Genomic DNA, 19,269 nt, shown 5'->3' with positions numbered 1-19,269 from the left:
AGAAAGAATTATGAATCAGTCGAAATTTATCGTGGTTGAAGGCCTTGAAGGCGCAGGTAAAAGCACTGCAATCAATGCCATCGTAGAAACATTGAAAGCATCTGGTGTAGAAGAACTCGTCAACACTCGTGAACCGGGCGGTACCGTGTTGGCAGAAAAGATGCGTTCACTGGTTAAAGAAGAACACGAAGGCGAAAAGCTTCAAGACATGACTGAGTTACTGCTGATGTACGCTGCACGCGTTCAATTAGTAGAAAACGTGATTAAGCCTGCACTAGACAGTGGTAAGTGGGTATTGGGTGATCGCCATGATATGTCTTCTCAGGCTTATCAAGGGGGCGGTCGTCAAATCGCACGCACTACGATGGAATCATTGAAAGCAACCACGCTAGGCGATTTTAAGCCAGATCTAACCCTATACTTGGACTTAGACCCTAGAGTAGGGCTTGAGCGCGCACGTGGTCGTGGTGAGCTAGATAGAATCGAAAAGATGGATATCTCATTCTTCGACCGTACACGTGAGCGTTACCTTGAAATTGCTGCACAAGACGACACGGTTCTTGTGATTAACGCGCAACAAGAGATCGATCAAGTGGCTGCTGATATTAAGCAAGCGCTTGGTGCTTGGCTCGACAAACAGTAGGTAGTCATGGCTGAAGTGTATTCTTGGCTCACACCGGTATGGAGTGAGTGGAAAAAAAGTCTCGATGCGGAGCGTTTTCCTAACTCTGTGATTGTTAATGCACCGGAAGGGCTCGGCGTTGATGCTTTGATTAGCCAACTTACCGACGCATTGATGTGCACGAACTATGAAAGCGAGTCGTGCGGGTTTTGCCACAGCTGTGAGTTAATGAAGTCGGGCAGTCATCCTGATTTTCATGTGATCTCACCCGAGAAAGAAGGTAAGTCGATCACGGTTGATCAAGTGCGTGCCAGTAACCGCTGGGCTCAAGAGTCTTCTCAGTTAGGTGGTTTGCGCGTTATTTTGCTTAACCCTGCTGAAGCAATGAACGAATCGGCTTCCAACGCACTATTGAAAACTCTGGAAGAGCCATCAAGCAAGTGCATCTTCATTCTGTCTACTCGTAACAGTAATCGCTTAATGCCGACTATTATTAGCCGTTGTCAGCAATTCAATGTGGTTAGTCCGCAGTTAGAGACAGCATCAGCGTGGTTAGATGGTGAAGTGGGCAAAGCGGTACCGCAGTATATTTTAGCACTCAATGACAACGCGCCTTTAAAAGCAAAAGCGATGTTTGAGCAAGGTGGCGTTGAAGCTTCAACAAAAGCGCTCGATGGCTTTGTGAATGTGATAAAAGGCACTCAACCTGACATGCTAAAGTTCTCTACAGAGCTTAGCAAAGACCCTTTGATTCAACTTGGCTGGCTTTGGCATCTATTGTCAGATGTACAGAAGCTGCATTTTGGTTTGGCGAATCAGGCTTTCACTCCGAGTGCGAAAGCACTGTGTGAGGCGATGTCTTATCAAAGTGCTTATGCAGCATCGAATAAACTGCTGACATTGATTGAGCAGTTAAAGCAACACCCTGGGCTCAATACGGAGCTACTCATAATGAATTGGCTGATAGCCACTTGCGAGGAAACATGTTCGTAGATTCCCACTGTCATTTAGACAAACTGGATTACCAAGATTTACACACCAGCGTAGAAGATGTGGTTAACAAGGCGAAGGCTGCTAATGTAGACCAATTGCTTTCTGTCGGTGTGACACTCGATTCGTTTGAAAATATGCTCGAGATGATCTCGCCGTTTGATAACGTTAAAGCCTCTTGTGGCGTTCACCCTCTCGATGTTGAAAGTGATTTCAGCCTAGAGACAATGCGTGAATACGCGAGCAACCCTAAGGTTGTGGCGATTGGAGAGACAGGTTTAGATTATCACTACCAACCAGAGACGGCGGAGCTGCAACAGCTACGATTTAAGCAGCATGTTGAGTTAGCCGTTGAGCTGAATAAACCTTTGATCATTCACACTCGTAACGCACGTGAAGACACATTAGCTATTTTACGTGATGGCGGAGCTGAGAAGTGTGGCGGTGTGATTCACTGCTTTACCGAAGATCAAGCATTCGCAGAAGCAGCAATGGAACTAGGTTTCTATATCTCAATTTCAGGCATTGTGACCTTTAAGCAGGCTACAGAACTTAAAGAAGTTGTTAAAAACCTACCGCTAAACAGGTTGCTGATCGAGACGGATTCTCCATACTTGGCGCCCATTCCATATCGTGGAAAGCAGAATCAGCCTGCATATGTCGTCGAAGTGGCGGCCTACATTGCGCAATTAAAAGGTGTGTCGATGAAAGAGGTTGCCGAACAAACGACCAAAAATTACCAAAAACTTTTTTTGCGATAAAAATCTAAGTAAACAAATAAAAGGGAGCAAAAGCTCCCTTTTTGTGTTTTTGAACACCAAAAATACGTTTTTTTTTAATGTTTACGAATTATGTTGAACTTGAGAGCGCTAATTATAACATTTGTAATTTTGTTACTAAAAATAACATTCGCTCCTATTTTATTTACCCAGTAAAATAATAGGGCTCTTGAAAAATACTTATATATTTCAATGCATTAAACACTTGTAAAGCATTGCATTTCTAGATTTGACATGTGATCCAAGACGTGTTTTGGAACTAAATTTCGTAAGTGACTAGAAAGTTAGTTCCCCATCAATATATATTTAGCGGCAGAAAATATAATGCAATACATGGTTACATTTTCGCAGGGTGCTAACATATAGGCTACGGGGGTGTGCCGTTAGAACCCAATATAATTATTTTATCTTTATCAGGAGCATAAACATGTTTAAGAACCTTTTTGCTAGCCTGCAGAAAGTTGGTAAGTCTCTGATGCTTCCAGTATCAGTTTTACCAGTTGCGGGTATTTTGCTAGGTGTCGGTGCAGCAGATCTTCCTTTCATTCCAGAAATCGTTTCAAACTTAATGGAACAAGCTGGTGGTTCAGTATTCGGTCAAATGGCACTACTGTTCGCAGTAGGTGTTGCACTTGGCTTTACTAACAACGATGGTGTAGCGGGTCTAGCTGCTATCGTTGGTTACGGCATCATGACTGCTACACTTGGCGTAATGGCTGGTGTAATGGGCGTTGATAAAATCGATACTGGTGTACTAGGTGGTATCCTAGTCGGTGGTGTTGCTGCTTGGGCATTCAACCGTTTCTTCCGTATTCAACTACCAGAGTACCTTGGCTTCTTCGCTGGTAAGCGTGCTGTGCCAATCATCACAGGTTTCTCTGCGATTGGTCTAGCAATCCTACTATCTGTAGTATGGCCACCAGTTGGCGGCGCTATCTCTGCGTTCTCTGATTGGGCTGCTCACCAAAACCCACAAGTGGCGTTTGGTATCTACGGTATCGTTGAGCGTTCTCTAATTCCATTTGGTCTTCACCACGTTTGGAACGTACCTTTCTTCTTTGAAGCTGGTACTTGTGTAAACGCTGCTGGCGAAACTCAAAACGGTGTTCTTACTTGTTACTTAGTTGCTGATGACGCATCTCGTGCAGCGGGCAATGGCTTCGGTCAGCTAGCTGGTGGTTACATGTTCAAGATGTTCGGTCTACCTGCTGCTGCAATCGCGATTGCACACTCAGCTAAGCCTGAAAACCGCGCTAAAGTAATGGGCATCATGGCTTCTGCTGCGTTGACTTCATTCCTAACGGGTATCACTGAACCAATCGAATTCTCTTTCCTATTCGTTGCTCCAGTACTGTACGCAATCCACGCTCTACTAGCTGGTTCTGCATACGTTCTTGCGAACACTCTAGGTTTTGTACACGGTACATCTTTCTCACACGGTCTAATCGACTTCCTAGTTCTATCTGGCAACGCGTCTAAGATGGGCCTAATGGTTGTATGTGGTATTGCTTACGCTGCAATTTACTACATCGTATTCCGCACTGTGATTAAAGCTCTAGACCTTAAAACTCCAGGCCGTGAAGACGAGACTGAAGAAGAGTCAGTTGCGACTGGTTCTGAACTTGCTGGTGAGCTAGTTGCTGCATTCGGTGGTAAAGCGAACATCACTGGTCTTGACGCTTGTATTACTCGTCTACGTGTTGCAGTAGCTGATACAGCTCTTGTTGACCAAGACAAGCTGAAGAAACTAGGCGCTGCAGGTGTTGTAGTAGTAGCGGGTGGCGTACAAGCTATCTTCGGTACTAAGTCTGACAACCTTAAGACAGACATGGATGAGTGGATCCGTAACAACGGTTAATTCTCTGATTTAATAAATTGAAAGGAGGCCGAAAGGCCTCCTTTTTTGTTTTCTGCTCTATGAAAGATCTATTGTGCTTAATCTCCATTAACTCAGATACTTATCATTCAACTCGATCAGTTGATGGTTGCTCTTAAATTTTTCGTGTCTTTTATCTTTTACCCAGCGATGACACCTTTTGCTGAGATTCCAGTAGACTTCCGTTTTTTAAATACAGTCTGAGAATATTATGAAACATCGTTACTTGATCGGCCTTATGTGCTGCAGCGGAGCCTCGTTTGCTCACGCTTCTGAAGCTCCAGCTTTGGAAGTTGGACTTGCCATTGACCAAGACCTGAGTGTCGTTGTGGAATTTGATCAGAAATACCGTGCTACGATTGGCAATGACGGCGCTGCCTTTGATTACATTTTGAAGCGTGGTCAGTTCGAGACTGAAGCTCCGTTGAGCTGGTACGTCGGTGCTGGTGCTTGGGCTGAATGGAATGACGACTTTGGCTTACGCTTGCCGTTAGGCGTGAAAGTGAATTTCTACGAAGGTTGGAATGCTTACGCTCAAGTTCACCCTGAACTCGATATGTATAAAGGTGTTGAGTTGCAAGTGGGCGGCGCTTTAGGTGTTACCTATAAGTTCTAACCTGAACTAAAACCGTTTTAATAATGAAAAAACCAGCATTTAGCTGGTTTTTTAGTTTGGGCCGATCTTATATTTTTGCTTCATTGAGCCGCTTAGAAAGTAAAACTCAGTCCGACATTGGCTTGGAATTGGTTCATCCAGTCGGTATCAAAGCGAATGATGCACTCTTGCCCGTTATTTGGGATATTACAAACACCGGAGGTATCGTTGTCGACAACCGTGCCTAACCAACGTACTTGTGTGTTCAACGCTAGTCGGTCACTAAATTTGTACTCTAAGCCACCAAAGATAGAAGTTGAGAATCCATACTTATCTTTTGCCCAGTCTACATCGACGTAAGAAGCCCCCAGGCCTAGCCCTAGATAACCCGACAACACAGGCGAAGCAGGGTAGTAGATGCTGCTTTGAAGGTGCAGGTATTGGATGGAGGAGCTTAGGTTAAGCGTTTCTAATTCCGAGCTCTGATTGGAGTAGAAGAAGCCGATGCGTCCTTTTTCAAGTGGCGTTTCAATGGCAAAGGTGTAATTTTCAGAGCCTTTCATGTCATAGGTTTTACCGTCCTGGTCTTCGACACTGCCACCGCCGGTATAACCTACCATAGGTGTAATGATGATCTCCGGCGAAGCATACGCGCTTGAAACGGAGAGAAGCGTAATCAGTGCCATCATATTTGCTTTGTTATTCATGAGTATATCCTTATCCATACACTTACTAATTGTGATGGTTACATCAATATTGTGCGACTAATTTCGACGATTCTTGAAGATACTTCACACACCTGATAGTACTTAAATAGAGACTCGACAAATTAATAATAAACCAGAGGTGTCTATGGACCATAATCTGAAAAATGCCCTACAAATTACCGTGTTTATCTACATGATCATTCTTTCATTTGGCTTTATTGCGATTGGTAGTTAATACCATCTATTGCGAGGCTGAGTTTTGATACTCAGGGAATAATGAATAGTGGGATTATAACCAATATTGATACAGCAATAGACTTGGATTATTACGCTAAGTTTATTGCTGGAAAAACAGCACTGGTCGCTCAAGGTGGCGGACAGAGAAGTATTTTTACTTCTGGAGTGCTGGATGCCTTTCTTCTCTCAAATTTTGACCCCTTCGACGAATTTTTTGGTACCTCAGCAGGTGCTCTCAACTTATGTGCTTATCTGTGCCGTGATAAAGGCCTTGGACGTTCTTTTGTTCTCGACCTCACAACCTCACCAGAGTTCTTCAATCTCTTTTCCTATATACGACATAGAAAGAACCTAGGATTAGAATGGGCGCTAGAACAAATTATGGCTTACCCATATAAGCTCGATCTGGATTTAGGGCGACAAACGCTAGGCGATCGCCACTTCTATGCGGCTGTAACGGATTCCAAAGACTTACGAGACCACTACTTCCCATTATTGGGCGAAGATTGGTACAAGGTGATGATTGCGACCTGTGCTATTCCTCGCTTGTACAATGACGAAGTCTTTATTGGTGACAGTGCTTATGTGGACGGTGGTGTATCGGCGTGTATCCCAGTTCAGGAAGCCTGGCGAAGACAAGCTCGTTCTATTGTGGTGATTCGTACTGAGCCAGTGGTGGAGGAAGGCAATAACCATTTGGTTGAAGCTCCAGTCAAGGGATCTTCAGTCAAAGCGCCTAAACCAATCTCTGCCGAAGAACTGGAATGGTTCCGCGAATCTTTTGACAGTGTTCAAGGCCATTGGCAACAGAAAGTGGAACAGTGGAAAACCGACTGGACCTCTTTCTTCCAACAACAAATTATGCGCTCAAAAGAGCAGAAGCGTGACCGTGGGCATTTAGACCTGCTGAACGGTGGTCGCTGGCTATTTGGTGCAGATGATATTTATCGCTTAAGTCATTTAATCGGAGATAAGTTTGATTCAGGGTTGGCTGACATGCTGATGGTGCATTATCAGACCTACTCATTGACTCAGGATTTTTTGAATTCGCCACCAGACGACGCGTTTGTGGTTCAGATAGCACCTAGTCAAACGCTTAAATCGAGCTCATTAATGAGTCATAAAGATGATTTACTGCATGATTACGAATTGGGTTTAGAAGCCGGTTACCGATTTGTGGAGACCTATACCTCAACGGAAAACGCTCGCAACTCGCATATGCCACAGTTAGCCACCATTGCTGCGGGTAACTAATTCCCGAAGTTGATGAGCTAGCATGCTGTGAGCTCGTTATGCTGTTTAAGCAGATTGTAGTGAGTCGTGTTCTGAAATGAAAAAGGGTTATTGAACTTGGTTCGATAACCCTTTTAAGTTTTTGAGATTAGGCGAATCGTTTCGCCTTAAGGTCAAATATTAGGTGACAGGCAAGATTCTCATACAGTTGGTTGACCCTGCTACATCCATAATGTCGCCTTGAGTGACGATCACTAGGTCACCAAACTTAAGGTGTCCTTTCTCTTTCAAGCAAGTGAGTGTAGATAGTGCAATGTCAAAGCTGTCTTCGGCTTCTGTCTCGAAGTAGATTGGTGTCACACCTCGGTATAAGGTACAGCGATTAAGCGTTCCTTCGTTACGAGACAGCGCGTAGATCGGCATGTCGGCACTCAGGCGAGACATCATCAGTGCGGTGCGGCCTGACTCGGTGAGAGTGACAACGCCTTTAATGCCTTCCATATGGTTTGCAGAGTAGATGGTCGCCATCGAAACGGTTTCTTCGGCAGTAACAAAGGTGCGGTCAATACGGTAATTGGATTGGTTATTAATGCCTGCCATTTTTTCCGCACCAATACAGACTTCAGCCATCGATTTTACGGTCTCGACTGGGTAGTCACCAGCTGCAGTTTCACCAGACAGCATCACAGCATCGGTGCCATCGAGTACGGCGTTGGCAACATCCATAACTTCGGCACGGGTTGGCATTGGCGCAGAAATCATTGATTCCATCATCTGAGTTGCGGTGATGACAGTTCGGTTAAGCGCTCTGGCACGGCGTATAAGCTGTTTTTGTACTCCGACTAACTCAGGGTCGCCAATTTCCACTCCGAGGTCACCACGAGCCACCATGACCACATCTGAGGCCATTATGATGTCATCCATGTTCTCAACTGTAGCTACTGTCTCTGCTCGCTCCACTTTTGCGACGAGGTGAGCTTCTAAGCCGGCTTCTCGTGCAAGCTGACGAGCATAATGCATGTCTTCACCATTACGAGGGAAAGACACCGCGAGGTAATCCACTTTGATTTGTGCGGCGGTGACGATGTCGCGCTTGTCTTTTTCTGTTAGCGCTTCTGCGGAAAGGCCACCCCCTTTTTTGTTGATGCCTTTGTTATTTGAGAGTGGGCCGCCAATGATGACTTCGGTATGAACGCGACAGCCTTCCACTTTGGTTACTTTGAGTTGAACACGACCATCGTCAAGCAACAGTATATCGCCGGCGGATACGTCGTTAGGCAGTTCTTTGTAATCAAGGCCAACGGCTTTTTGATTGCCTTCACCTAAACCTAGGCTGCTGTCGAGAGTAAATAGGTCACCTACGGCAAGTTGAATTTTGCCATCTTTGAATGTCGACACACGAATCTTGGGACCTTGTAAGTCTCCGAGAATGGCGATTTGAGTACCGTGTCTTTTTGCTATTGCTCTGACTTTTTCTGCGCGTTGTATATGGTCGTCGCTGGTGCCGTGAGAGAAGTTCATACGGACTATATTGGCACCGGCTTTGATGATCTCTTCAAGCACGTTACCTTTATCAGTAGAAGGGCCTAGCGTTGTGACGATTTTCGTTTTTCTTAATTCGGCTGTCATGAATACTCCTAGAGTGAGGCCAAGTAATCTTTTAAAAGACTGAATTAAGTATATGCATTAATTGATAATTTATTGGGAGCTAGGAGGATATTTCTTGATTTGCCTTTAATTATTGAATTCAGGGCTCAAACGCGATGTTTTATTCTGAAAATTAAGTCGCAAATTATCGATGTGGGTGTTAATTTTCCTCGAACTATTTGACTCGATACACAAAGATTTATGTATATACGTGATACTGGTCACGGCGATATACCAAGTGACTTCACAATTACTTCGCAAAGTAAAAAAATTACCTCGTTGATGATTTCTGGAGCGTAAAATGTACATGGCTCAACCGGGCCATATTGATCATATCAAACAGGTCAATGCTGGTCGTGTATATAAACTAATTGACCTTAAAGGTCCTATTTCTCGTATCGATCTGTCCAAGCAAAGTGAGTTGGCTCCGGCGAGTATTACTAAAATTACCCGTGAACTCATTGAAGCTCACCTTATTCACGAAACGACGGTTCAAGAAGCCACGACTCGTGGGCGTCCTGCTGTCGGTCTGCAAACCAATAACGAAGGTTGGCAATTTTTGTCGATGCGTCTTGGTCGCGGATACTTGACGATCGCGCTCCATGAATTGGGCGGCGACGTGCTTATCGATACCAAGATTGATATCCATGAACGTGATCAAGACGATGTGCTTGCGCGTCTTCTCCATGAAATCGATGAGTTCTTCCAAACCTATGCCGAGCAACTCGACAGGGTGACGGGTATCGCTATCACACTGCCAGGTCTGGTGAATTCAGAGCAAGGTATTGTGTTGCAGATGCCGCACTATAACGTTGAAAACTTAGCGTTGGGGCCGGAGATCTACAAAGAAACCGGTTTGCCAGTTTTTATTGCCAATGATACCCGAGCGTGGGCATTAGCAGAAAAGCTGTTTGGTAACTCACAAGACAACGACAACTCTGTTCTTATCTCGATTCACCACGGTTTAGGTGCCGGGATCATTCTTGATGGTCGCGTTCTGCAAGGACGTCACGGTAACATCGGTGAGTTGGGGCATATCCAGATCGATAAAGAAGGCAAGCTTTGCCACTGTGGTAATCGAGGCTGTTTAGAAACGGTGGCGAGTTCTCAGGCAATCCGTGAGCAAGTCAAAGAGCGATTGGTAAATGGTGAAGAATCAACGCTAACGGTGTTTGAAGACGTCACTATTGAACAGATCTGTGCTGCCGCTGCTAATGGGGATCCGCTGGCTGTCGAAGTGATTGAACAGTTAGGCCGTTATCTAGGTTCTGCGATTGCGATTGTGATTAACCTGTTCAACCCAGAGAAAATCTTGGTGGGTGGTGTTATCAATCAGGCGAAGAGCGTGTTATACCCGGCGATTCAAAAGTGTATCGAAGAGCAGAGTCTATCGGTTTACCATAAAGACTTAGAGCTGGTGGAATCTCGTTTTTATAAGCAGGCAACCATGCCAGGTGCCGCGCTCATCAAGCAGGCCTTATACGATGGCCAACTGTTAATGAAAGTTATTGAAGGTTAACCCCTTTTTCTCGTCTTGTAGCCTTACCTTGAACCTTTCCATGTACTTAAGCTTTGTATAACATCATTTGTTGTACTTAGTTTAAGCATTCTGTGCATTGGCGCTTTGCTTTAACCTATTGAAGTAGGCTATTGTAGCCACAGTTATTATTTGTCACTAAGGTGTTGTATGTCTGGCGTTTTAAATTCGGTTGATCAGAGAACCAAACTGGTCGGTGAAAACCGTCTGGAACTCTTGTTATTCAGCTTAAATAGTCGTCAACTATTTGCGATTAACGTATTTAAAGTGAAAGAAGTCCTCAAAGTGCCAGTACTCACTCGCTTACCGGGCTCTCATCATCATATTACGGGTGTTGCGTCTTTACGTGGTGAATCGGTGCCTGTTATCGATTTACGCAGTGCCATTGGCTTTCCGCCATCTCGTGCGGAGTCTCAAGAGAGCAACCTGATTATTACGGAATACAACCGAACCGTACAAGGTTTCTTGGTTGGGCAAGTTCGTAATATCGTGAACACGACATGGACAGAAATCCAGCCGCCGCCAAAGACAACAGGCCGTGCAAACTACCTAACCGCTATTACGCATATTCAAGAAGAAGAGCAGCACAAGATCGTCGAGATCATCGATGTTGAGAAAGTGTTGGCTGAGATCATTGATTACGATGTCTCGATCTCTGAAGGCGTTTTAGATGAACAATTAGCTCAGGAGATGATAGGACGCAATGTGCTTATCGTTGATGACTCTTCAACAGCGCGTAACCAGATCAAAGGCACCTTGTCGCAGTTGGGTTTGAACATTATTGAGTGTTGTGATGGCTTAGAAGCACTGACCTTACTTAAGGGCTGGTGTGATGAAGGCAAAGACATCAATCAAGAAATATTGTTGATGATCACCGATGCTGAAATGCCTGAAATGGACGGCTACAAGCTGACACACGAAGTACGTACTGACCCAAGAATGCATGACCTATTCATCACGCTAAATACTTCATTAAGTGGAAGTTTTAATGAAGCTATGGTTGAGAAAGTAGGGTGTAACCGCTTTATTTCTAAGTTCCAGCCAGACCTCTTGGTTGAAGTGACTCAAGAGCGAATGCGTCAGATTTTATAATTAACGCTGCTGTACGGTTTGTTTTGAGTGACCCTATAGAAAACGCTTGCTAATATTCACGCAGCATATTTTTCTTAACGAAATATGCTCAACTACTAGCGTAATTTTTCACACACAATCTAAGGTAGTTCCTCTTAATGATATGGTTAACGTCTAAAGTCGTCATGACTTTGAGCTTATTACTGTATAGGGAATTTAAGAAAAGACGTACGGAAGCTGACGTTGAGTCATAACTCAACAACTGGAATTGAAGGGAAGCGGATGCTTCCCTTTTTCGTTTTTCTTTCTCTCTTTTCTTTAGCCAATGATCGATTGAGAACAGTTGGTACTTCGCTAATGAAAATCCCGAGATTTGGTTTTCAAACCAACAATTTCATCGGTAATATCGATAAGTTTCCCCGCGATAACATGCACAACTTCTCCTTCTTTTTCTAATATCCCTTGTACTTTTAACGCCTTGGCTGTGAGATAAGCTTGTTGTTGAGCGCGCGCGGTTGCTCCCCATACCACGACATTAATATTGCCAGTGCTATCTTCTAGCGTGACAAAGGTGACACCTGTCGCGGTTCCGGGAGATTGTTTGCCTGTGACTAATCCGACAACGGTGACCATAGATTTGTGTCTTTGTTGTATTAAATCTTTCATGTGTGTGAATCGACCTAATCGTCCTGCTTCTTCGAGCAAAGTGATGGGGTGCTTGTTCAATGAAATTCCGACACTGGTGAAGTCTTCGAGTAGATCTTGCATCTCATTGGGCTTGTGCAGTACATGTTCGTCATGTCCTGCCTCAGCATCGTCATAGACTTGGCTAAACAGAGGTAAATCCGACGCCGAGTCCATGATCGCCCAGCGAGTCTGGAAGCGGTCTCCAGAAACGTTATGTAGCGCATTGGCCGATGCCAGTAGCTCGATATCTTTCTTATTCATCGATAACTGTTTCACCTGACTAGGGTGGCGATAACCGGATGGTGGACGATTGGCGAGCACGCTTTGAATTCCATGCTCGCTGAATCCTTTGATTTGTCGCAGCCCTAAGCGAATCGCTAGACCGTTCTGATGAGGGGCAACCGTGTGGTCGTTTTGAGAAGCGTTCACACATACCGGAAGTATCACCACATTGTGTCGTTGTGCGTCTTGTACCAACTGTGAAGGGCTATAAAACCCCATCGGTTGGCTATTCAACAGAGAAGCGTAGAAGCACTCTGGGTAGTAGCATTTCAACCAAGCGGAGCAATACGCTAACACCGCAAACGAAGCGGAGTGGCTTTCAGGAAAACCGTACTCGCCAAAGCCGCATATCTGTTTAAAGATCTGCTCAGCAAACTCTGTCTCATAGCCGCGCTTTTGCATTCCTTCGATGAGTTTGTTTTTAAACTTAAAGACGTTGCCATTTTTCTTCCAAGCGGCCATTGCCCGTCTGAGTTGATCTGCTTCTCCGCCTGTGAACCCTGCAGCGACCATCGCGAGTTTGATCACTTGCTCTTGGAATATCGGTACACCTAAGGTGCGCGACAGTACTGATTCCACGTCTTTAGATGGATAACTGATTGGCTCAATGCCATCTCGACGCTTGAGAAACGGATGCACCATATCACCCTGAATAGGGCCTGGGCGTACGATAGCGATTTGAATCACCAAGTCGTAATAAGTCTTCGGTTTAAGCCTTGGCAGCATGCTCATTTGTGCGCGTGACTCAATTTGGAATATCCCGACTGTGTCTGCTCGCTGAATCATGCCGTAAACCTGAGGATCGTCCTTAAGGCGAGTGATCTCAGCAATGGTCAGTGATCGCCCGTGAATACGTTTGATCAGGTCGAAACATTTACGAATCGCAGAGAGCATACCCAACGCGAGCACATCAACTTTCAGCAAGCCTAAGGTTTCTAGATCATCCTTATCCCATTGGATAATGGTTCGATCGTGCATCGCTGCATTTTCGACGGGAACCAGCTCATACAAAGGCCCTGAGGATATGACAAAGCCACCGACATGTTGAGATAAGTGACGTGGGAAGCCGATAATCTCATTCACCAAGTGGATAAACTGCTGCCCCTTCAAAGAATCAGGTTGTAGCCCTAATTGAGTGAGCTGAGCCTGCCAACCTAAGCTTTTGTCCCTGCGATTGGTGTTCTTGATGAAGTAGTCGAGCTGAGTTTCTTGTAGCCCTAATGCTTTCCCCACATCTCTCACCGCACTTTTGAAGCGATAAGAGATGACTGTTGCAGCAAGTGCAGCCCTTTCTCTACCGTATTTTTTATAGATGTATTGGATGACTTCTTCACGACGTTCGTGTTCAAAATCGACATCAATATCAGGCGGCTCATCGCGCTCTTTACTGATGAAACGCTCAAACAGCACCGAGATCTGTCTTGGGTCGACAGAGGTGATTTCTAAGCAATAACACACCACGGAATTGGCCGCTGAACCTCGACCTTGGTAAAGAATGCCTTGGCTTTTGGCAAACATCACGATGTCGTGAATGGTGAGAAAAAAGAAAGGGTAGTCAAGCTCGTCAATTAATCCCAATTCTTTATCTATGATTTGTTGGATGTCGTCAGGTACACCTTGTGGGAAGCGAGCTCGTTTTCCTTTTTCGACCAACATGCGCAGATAACTCATGGGCGTCTCCCCTTGAGGAATCAGCTCACTGGGATATTCGTATCGCAAGCTATTTAAATCAAATTCACACAGCTCAGCGATACGGTTGCTCTCTTCTAGCCACTCCGCTTTGAAGATATGAGAGAGCTTATTGATACTCCGTAAACAGCGCTCGGCATTAGCGAGTAAGTGACTGCCCACTTCGGTAATGGGCTTTTGGTACTTTATCGCAGTGAGTGAGTGCTGTAAGGGTAAGCGGTTAGCATTGTGCATTAGCACGCCACCACAAGCTGTTATCGGCAGTTGATGATGTTGTGACAGCTCAACGCAGTAATCTGTGTATTGCTGGTCGGTTTGCTTTAGGTGTCTTTGTAAGCCAATCCACAACCGACCTGAATGATGCTGGGAGAGCCATTGCCCCCAGTGTGCGTCTTCATTTTTCTGTTGAGGAAGCCAAAGAATAAAGCAGTGCTTAGCTGACATGATGTCCCACTCAGAGAGCTGATAATGTCCCTTGCTGCTACGACGTCTCGCGTTGGTAATTATACGGCACAGCTCGGCGTAGGCTTGTCTGTTTGGGCATATCAAGACCACTTGGCACTCTTCATTTAGCCAAAACATGCTCCCGACAATTTGCTTGAGCGACAGTTTATGTTGCTTGATCGCAGAGTGAACCTTAACGATGCCCGCGACTGAGCACTCATCAGTAACCGCGAGTGCTTTGTAACGCAAGAAATCGGCCTGTAAAACAAGCTCCTCTGCGTGTGAGGCTCCCTTAAGGAAGGAGTAATTGCTTTGGCAAAATAGCTCTGAGTATTGCTGAGACATAACGTAATCTCACTTAACCATTGCGAGTGAACATGATTGAAAAGGGACGCTGAAATTGAATAAGTAGAACGGAGGAGCTAACAAAGTTTCTTGCTGACTTACGTTCTTACCGACTAGCTAAATAAGCCGTGCAAAAACCACTGCTTATCTGGCGTTCTAAAGACCCATAACCACCGACCGTTTTCACTGTGAGCAATAAAGTAGTCACGAATGATCTTCTCTCCGTCCCACCAGCCAGACACAATACGTTCAGGGCCTTGAGACAAGGTGACGCTTTCGGTTAAGGCTTCGGGCTCTGGCAGTAAAATACTGGGCCGGAGTCGTTGTTGATCGACGCTAAGAGCTATGGTTTGTTGCTCGCTCTCTGGGGGCGTTTGCCTTTTTGCCACAGATTTACTCAGTGTTGGGAGCGAATACTGATTGGCCTTTTCTGGCCTTGGGTCGTGCTGTATTTTCGGTGTTTTAATACAGGCCTGCCCAAGCTTTGCTTGCAGTAATGAGAGCAAATCTAACGCGGCAAGTGTTCCGGTATTACCATCAAAAAGATCATGGTAGGCCATTTGGGGTTCTCCATGACGAACCAAGCTGAGGGTCAGCCCTTGAACCGGTGCTGTGAGCTTGAGTGACTCTAAGGTGAGATGAGTAAGGTTCGCCCATTTTTCTGCAAGGTAATCACCTTGTGCTGAATAAAAAGAGACCGGGTGATCGTCTTTATCTCTAAGGTGCAGAGTCAGTGTTAGCTCAAACGCGACTCTGTCACGTAGCTTCAAAAAACACTCGAGTTGATTCAGTAATTTCAGCAACGGCTTTTCGATAAATAGGATGTTTTCAATATCAAACAACAGCTCCAAATATTGCTGGAAATTCTCTGGTGGGTGATAGAAATCAATTGGGTGCTTGAACTGGCCGTTTAGGCGACCGACATAATTGACCAAGTCGATATCAAAGCGGCGTGCGACCTCTTGCAAAGGCAGCTTTAATAGATCTTCAACGATGTTGATACCGACACGGTTCAGGCGTTCAACTTGCTTGGTCGGTAGCTCACTGGAATTCAATGCTTGTTGATTGACCCAAGTTTTCATCTGCTCAATATTGTTTGTTGCTTGGTTGATCGCTTGCTTACCCAAAAGGATCGCAGAAAGCGGCGAATAACCCGTAGCGAAGCTGAACTGGATATTGAGCGTTTCTAAGTGGCTTTTGAGCTCATGCCAGTAGTTATCTAGCCCGTCGTAAAGTGACAGCATGTTAGAGGCTTTAATCAACAAACCATTAGGTGGCAATAACGCCATGTCGGAAGTGACCAAATACGCCCATTGAGCGATCTCTTTAAGCTTACTTTTCTCCAGTTCAATACTGTAAGGGTGGACGTGTAAGTTGTGGCACAAAGCTGCTGCAGACCCTAAGCCCATACCAAGCGAAATTCCCGATTGCAGCGCAGCTGGGTTTGCTTGCAGTACATGGTGATCTTTTTCATCCACGATGATAATAGGTTGTTCGCGTGAGTCTTCGCTCGAACCCAATTCATTAGAGTTAAACAAGGTATCCAACTGCAGAGATGGAAAGTGCAGATAAAGCCACAACATACGTTAGCCTTGCTTCGCAATAGGAAAAGCCAGCACAGTGTTACCAGACAAAGCGCGGTCTGAATTGTCTTCATAAACGACTTTCTCTGTGAGTAACGGCCAGTAGTGTGTCATGTCTAGAATAAAGCTGCCATACGACCAGCTGCCTTTTCTCTTAGTCACTTCAACCTTTAATCCCTGCGCGTGAGAAGAGAGTTTCATGCTTAAGGAAACGGGCAGGGATAATTGATTATGGCTGGTGGCTTTAAAGTGAAACTGCAGGCACTTACCGGTTTCACTGGCTGCTTGTAGGCGCTTTGTTTGGTGTATTTCTAGATCGGCTCCCCATAGCAATACAGAGTGACAAGCGCCGCTTTTGAGGCACTGCTCAGCTGCCCACAACGCATCGAGATCGCGTTGAGGCTGGATAACGAGAATGTTTTCTAATTCAATGCCTTGGCTGTTAAAAAACTCAGCACAGATCTTCCCTGGCGGGTTAATGAATATGGCCAGTTTTTGCGAGTTTTGTTGAGATAAATAGGGCGTCAGTAGGCGAAGCTCGCCGATCCCTTGTTGTGATTCAACTTCAATAACGCCGTGCGTCGGGAAGCCGCCATCAAGCTGTTTATCCAGTTGAGGATAGCCTGTTGAAGTGGTGCTTCCTTGCGTTGTTGATTGTAACCCTTTCCAGATTAGCTGGCGGTCTTGTAAGTTTTTTATTAGTTCATGCATAATTAAATACCTGTATATTTATACAGTATATTTAACAATGAAAAAGATGCAAAGAGAAATGATGAAAATTAGCGGCAGTAAGTATTAGATGGTTGATTTAGATACAAAAAAAGTCGCTATGGAAGCGACTTTTTACTGTTGGTTAATGATATCAGTTACTTAGGTTGAGCATCGATACATTGGCCATTAATATCTGTCACGCTTGGGTTCATTAAATGTAGGTACAGTGGGATGATGTCGAGTGGCGTTTTTAGCTTATTCGCATCTTCTCCTGGGTACGCTTTTGCACGCATGCGTGTTTGAGTGCCGCCCGGGTTGATTGCGTTAACACGGATGTTCGTGTCTTCAAGCTCGTCCGCTAAGATTTGCATCATACCTTCGGTAGCAAACTTAGAAATCGCGTAAGTGCCCCAGAATGCGCGGCCAGAGTGACCAACCGTTGAAGAGGTAAATACGATGCGACCCGCTTCTGCTTTTTTAAGTGCAGGTAGCAGAGCTTGAGTCATCAAGAACTCAGATTTCACATTGATCTGCATAACATCATCAAAGGTTTCTTCATCAATCTGCTCAAACGGGCTTAGAGTGCCAAGAACGCCAGCATTATGCAGTAGACCGTCTAAACGACCGAACTGTGATTCAATGGTTTCAGCCATATCAACGTAGTTCTGCTTTGTCGCACCTTTTAAATCCAATGGGATAATCGCAGGTTGTGGGTAACCAGCGCTTTCGATTTCATCGTAAATGAATTCAAGGTTTTTAACATTGCGGCCTAACAGAATGACAGTTGCACCATGTTGAGCGAAGCTTAGTGCTGCTTGGCGACCAATGCCAGCACCGGCACCTGTAACCAAAATTACTTTATCTTTGAGGGCATCTGTAGAGATTGGGTAATCCACTGTGCTTATCCTTCTTTCTTTTATTATGTTCGTCATTCCATTGATGTTTAATCACACAGATAACCGCAGGAATGATGAGAAATTCTTGGTAATCGTGACAAGATGGTTACAATACACTAATTCATACAATAGGGGATATGACATTGGAATTTTTGTTGGACTACGGCTTGTTTTTAGCCAAGATTGCGACCGTTGTAATCGCCATCATTGCAATTTTAGTCATTGCTAAATCTGTGGGTGGAAAATCAAGCGCGATTAAAGGTGAGCTGGAAATCACGAACCTATCTGAACACCATAAACAGACGATTGAACAACTAGAGCACCATCTACACGATGATGCTTTCATCAAAGCCCGTGATAAAGCAGAAAAGAAAGCGGAAAAAGAGAAAGTAAAATCACGCGGTAAAGAAGTGAAGAAAGCAGCGAAAGAGGGTGAGCTTGATAGCAAGCGTGAACCACATCTATTCGTTCTTGATTTTAACGGCAGCATTGATGCGAAAGAAGTGGCTTCATTACGTGAAGAGGTAACGGCGGTTCTGGCTGTGGCTCGTGAAGGTGATGAAGTATTGCTGAAACTTGAGTCTGGCGGTGGCATGGTTCATGGCTATGGTCTGGCGTCTTCTCAACTTGATCGTATCAAAGCGGCTGGCCTGCCTTTGATTATCTCGGTAGACAAAGTAGCAGCAAGCGGTGGTTACATGATGGCATGTATCGCAGACAAAATCGTATCAGCACCTTTTGCTATCGTTGGTTCTATTGGCGTGATTGCTCAACTACCAAACTTCAATAAACTGCTTAAAAAGCACGACATTGAGTTTGAACAGCTAACTGCGGGTGAGTACAAGCGCACACTGACTATGTTTGGTGAGAACAGCGATAAAGCACGTGAGAAGTTCAAAGAAGAGCTAGAAGAGACACACGGCTTATTCAAAGACTTCATTCGTGACCATCGTCCAGCGCTAGACCTTGATAAGGTTGCAACGGGTGAGCACTGGTTTGGTACACAAGCACATGAACTTGGGCTGGTGGATGAGATCCGTACTTCTGATGACTTAGTTGTTGAAGCATGCAAAGACAAGACGGTTCTAGCGATTCACTATGTACAGAAGAAAAAGCTGTCAGACAAGCTAGCTGGCGTGGCAGGTAAATCTGCAGACAGCGTGCTGATGAAGCTGATTGAACGCGGTCAAAAGCCGATTGTTTAAGCTTATTTAGTTCGAGCCTTAAAAAGAAAGCGCATAAGTCATCAGACTTATGCGCTTTTTTATTGCTCCACTTCCGAGCGGGTGACCACTATGTTGTAGGGGGAGCGGAGTTTTATACCAAACACTGACTTAC

16 protein-coding genes are annotated in these 19,269 nt (G+C 45.0%); 10 read left to right on the top strand and 6 right to left on the bottom strand.

The annotated features are described in order from the left end of the window. The first annotated feature begins 10 nt into the window (after window positions 1-10). From tmk to AB4263_RS05940, 5 genes are all read left to right on the top strand, one after another. On the top strand, window positions 11-643 hold the full coding sequence (gene tmk, locus AB4263_RS05960) for a dTMP kinase (protein WP_239830243.1): 633 nt from the start codon (window positions 11-13) through the stop codon (window positions 641-643). A gap of 6 nt (window positions 644-649) precedes the next feature. After that, a complete protein-coding gene (locus tag AB4263_RS05955; protein WP_017062147.1) occupies window positions 650-1,615 on the top strand; it encodes a DNA polymerase III subunit delta' in 966 nt (321 codons plus the stop codon). After that, window positions 1,606-2,373, top strand: coding sequence for a TatD family hydrolase (locus AB4263_RS05950; RefSeq protein ID WP_017063483.1), 768 nt, complete (start codon window positions 1,606-1,608; stop codon window positions 2,371-2,373). The genes AB4263_RS05955 and AB4263_RS05950 overlap by 10 nt, the downstream gene beginning before the upstream one ends. A 445-nt stretch (window positions 2,374-2,818) precedes the next feature. Further along, entirely contained in the window at window positions 2,819-4,249 is a 1,431-nt protein-coding gene (ptsG, locus tag AB4263_RS05945; RefSeq protein ID WP_017062145.1) for a PTS glucose transporter subunit IIBC, read from the top strand. Between the two features lie 229 nt (window positions 4,250-4,478). Beyond that, window positions 4,479-4,883, top strand: a complete 405-nt coding sequence (locus tag AB4263_RS05940; RefSeq protein ID WP_017070535.1) for a hypothetical protein — start codon at window positions 4,479-4,481, stop codon at window positions 4,881-4,883. A gap of 92 nt (window positions 4,884-4,975) precedes the next feature. Here the strand turns inward: AB4263_RS05940 and AB4263_RS05935 are convergent, their stop codons facing one another. Next, window positions 4,976-5,569, bottom strand: a complete 594-nt coding sequence (locus tag AB4263_RS05935; protein WP_017067207.1) for an outer membrane beta-barrel protein — start codon at window positions 5,567-5,569, stop codon at window positions 4,976-4,978. A 145-nt stretch (window positions 5,570-5,714) separates the two neighbouring features. On the opposite strand from AB4263_RS05935, the gene AB4263_RS05930 reads away from it, so the two are divergent. Next, window positions 5,715-5,804 (top strand): YnhF family membrane protein, encoded by a 90-nt coding sequence (locus tag AB4263_RS05930; protein WP_100214626.1) that lies wholly within the window; start codon window positions 5,715-5,717, stop codon window positions 5,802-5,804. A 41-nt stretch (window positions 5,805-5,845) separates the two neighbouring features. Then, window positions 5,846-7,060 (top strand): patatin family protein, encoded by a 1,215-nt coding sequence (locus AB4263_RS05925; protein ID WP_372097865.1) that lies wholly within the window; start codon window positions 5,846-5,848, stop codon window positions 7,058-7,060. A gap of 159 nt (window positions 7,061-7,219) precedes the next feature. On the opposite strand, the gene pyk is transcribed toward AB4263_RS05925, so the two are convergent. After that, on the bottom strand, window positions 7,220-8,668 hold the full coding sequence (gene pyk / locus AB4263_RS05920; RefSeq protein WP_017067208.1) for a pyruvate kinase: 1,449 nt from the start codon (window positions 8,666-8,668) through the stop codon (window positions 7,220-7,222). Window positions 8,669-8,987: 319 nt separating this feature from the next. Here pyk and AB4263_RS05915 point away from each other — a divergent pair, with 319 nt between their 5' ends. After that, entirely contained in the window at window positions 8,988-10,205 is a 1,218-nt protein-coding gene (locus tag AB4263_RS05915) for an ROK family protein (protein WP_372097863.1), read from the top strand. Between the two features lie 168 nt (window positions 10,206-10,373). Continuing rightward, complete coding sequence (locus AB4263_RS05910; RefSeq protein WP_017062139.1) at window positions 10,374-11,315, top strand: chemotaxis protein CheV; 942 nt, start codon at window positions 10,374-10,376, stop codon at window positions 11,313-11,315. Between the two features lie 333 nt (window positions 11,316-11,648). Here AB4263_RS05910 and AB4263_RS05905 read toward each other — a convergent pair whose 3' ends face one another. The 4 genes from AB4263_RS05905 to AB4263_RS05890 form a co-directional block, all read right to left on the bottom strand. After that, complete coding sequence (locus tag AB4263_RS05905; protein ID WP_372097861.1) at window positions 11,649-14,741, bottom strand: error-prone DNA polymerase; 3,093 nt, start codon at window positions 14,739-14,741, stop codon at window positions 11,649-11,651. Window positions 14,742-14,854: 113 nt separating this feature from the next. Then, window positions 14,855-16,324, bottom strand: coding sequence for a DNA polymerase Y family protein (locus AB4263_RS05900; RefSeq protein WP_372097859.1), 1,470 nt, complete (start codon window positions 16,322-16,324; stop codon window positions 14,855-14,857). Window positions 16,325-16,327: 3 nt separating this feature from the next. Then, window positions 16,328-17,035, bottom strand: a complete 708-nt coding sequence (imuA, locus tag AB4263_RS05895; protein WP_017063488.1) for a translesion DNA synthesis-associated protein ImuA — start codon at window positions 17,033-17,035, stop codon at window positions 16,328-16,330. 155 nt (window positions 17,036-17,190) lie between these two features. After that, a complete protein-coding gene (locus AB4263_RS05890; protein ID WP_050621848.1) occupies window positions 17,191-17,931 on the bottom strand; it encodes a YciK family oxidoreductase in 741 nt (246 codons plus the stop codon). 137 nt (window positions 17,932-18,068) lie between these two features. On the opposite strand from AB4263_RS05890, the gene sohB reads away from it, so the two are divergent. Next, entirely contained in the window at window positions 18,069-19,136 is a 1,068-nt protein-coding gene (gene sohB / locus AB4263_RS05885; protein ID WP_065583981.1) for a protease SohB, read from the top strand. The last annotated feature ends 133 nt before the right edge of the window (window positions 19,137-19,269 follow it).

This window comes from Vibrio sp. 10N.261.55.C5, assembly GCF_041470505.1.
GTDB lineage: Bacteria > Pseudomonadota > Gammaproteobacteria > Enterobacterales > Vibrionaceae > Vibrio > Vibrio crassostreae_C.
This window is presented reverse-complemented; position numbering and strand designations above follow the sequence as displayed.

Coding starts and splice junctions, on each gene's coding strand:
- AB4263_RS05900 (WP_372097859.1), bottom strand. CDS start 16,324: ATGTTGTGGCTTTATCTGCACTTTCCATCTCTGCAGTTGGATACCTTG.
- AB4263_RS05940 (WP_017070535.1), top strand. CDS start 4,479: ATGAAACATCGTTACTTGATCGGCCTTATGTGCTGCAGCGGAGCCTCG.
- AB4263_RS05905 (WP_372097861.1), bottom strand. CDS start 14,741: ATGTCTCAGCAATACTCAGAGCTATTTTGCCAAAGCAATTACTCCTTC.
- AB4263_RS05935 (WP_017067207.1), bottom strand. CDS start 5,569: ATGAATAACAAAGCAAATATGATGGCACTGATTACGCTTCTCTCCGTT.
- tmk (WP_239830243.1), top strand. CDS start 11: ATGAATCAGTCGAAATTTATCGTGGTTGAAGGCCTTGAAGGCGCAGGT.
- AB4263_RS05915 (WP_372097863.1), top strand. CDS start 8,988: ATGTACATGGCTCAACCGGGCCATATTGATCATATCAAACAGGTCAAT.
- ptsG (WP_017062145.1), top strand. CDS start 2,819: ATGTTTAAGAACCTTTTTGCTAGCCTGCAGAAAGTTGGTAAGTCTCTG.
- AB4263_RS05955 (WP_017062147.1), top strand. CDS start 650: ATGGCTGAAGTGTATTCTTGGCTCACACCGGTATGGAGTGAGTGGAAA.
- AB4263_RS05925 (WP_372097865.1), top strand. CDS start 5,846: ATGAATAGTGGGATTATAACCAATATTGATACAGCAATAGACTTGGAT.
- AB4263_RS05910 (WP_017062139.1), top strand. CDS start 10,374: ATGTCTGGCGTTTTAAATTCGGTTGATCAGAGAACCAAACTGGTCGGT.
- AB4263_RS05930 (WP_100214626.1), top strand. CDS start 5,715: ATGGACCATAATCTGAAAAATGCCCTACAAATTACCGTGTTTATCTAC.
- imuA (WP_017063488.1), bottom strand. CDS start 17,035: ATGCATGAACTAATAAAAAACTTACAAGACCGCCAGCTAATCTGGAAA.
- AB4263_RS05950 (WP_017063483.1), top strand. CDS start 1,606: ATGTTCGTAGATTCCCACTGTCATTTAGACAAACTGGATTACCAAGAT.
- pyk (WP_017067208.1), bottom strand. CDS start 8,668: ATGACAGCCGAATTAAGAAAAACGAAAATCGTCACAACGCTAGGCCCT.
- sohB (WP_065583981.1), top strand. CDS start 18,069: ATGACATTGGAATTTTTGTTGGACTACGGCTTGTTTTTAGCCAAGATT.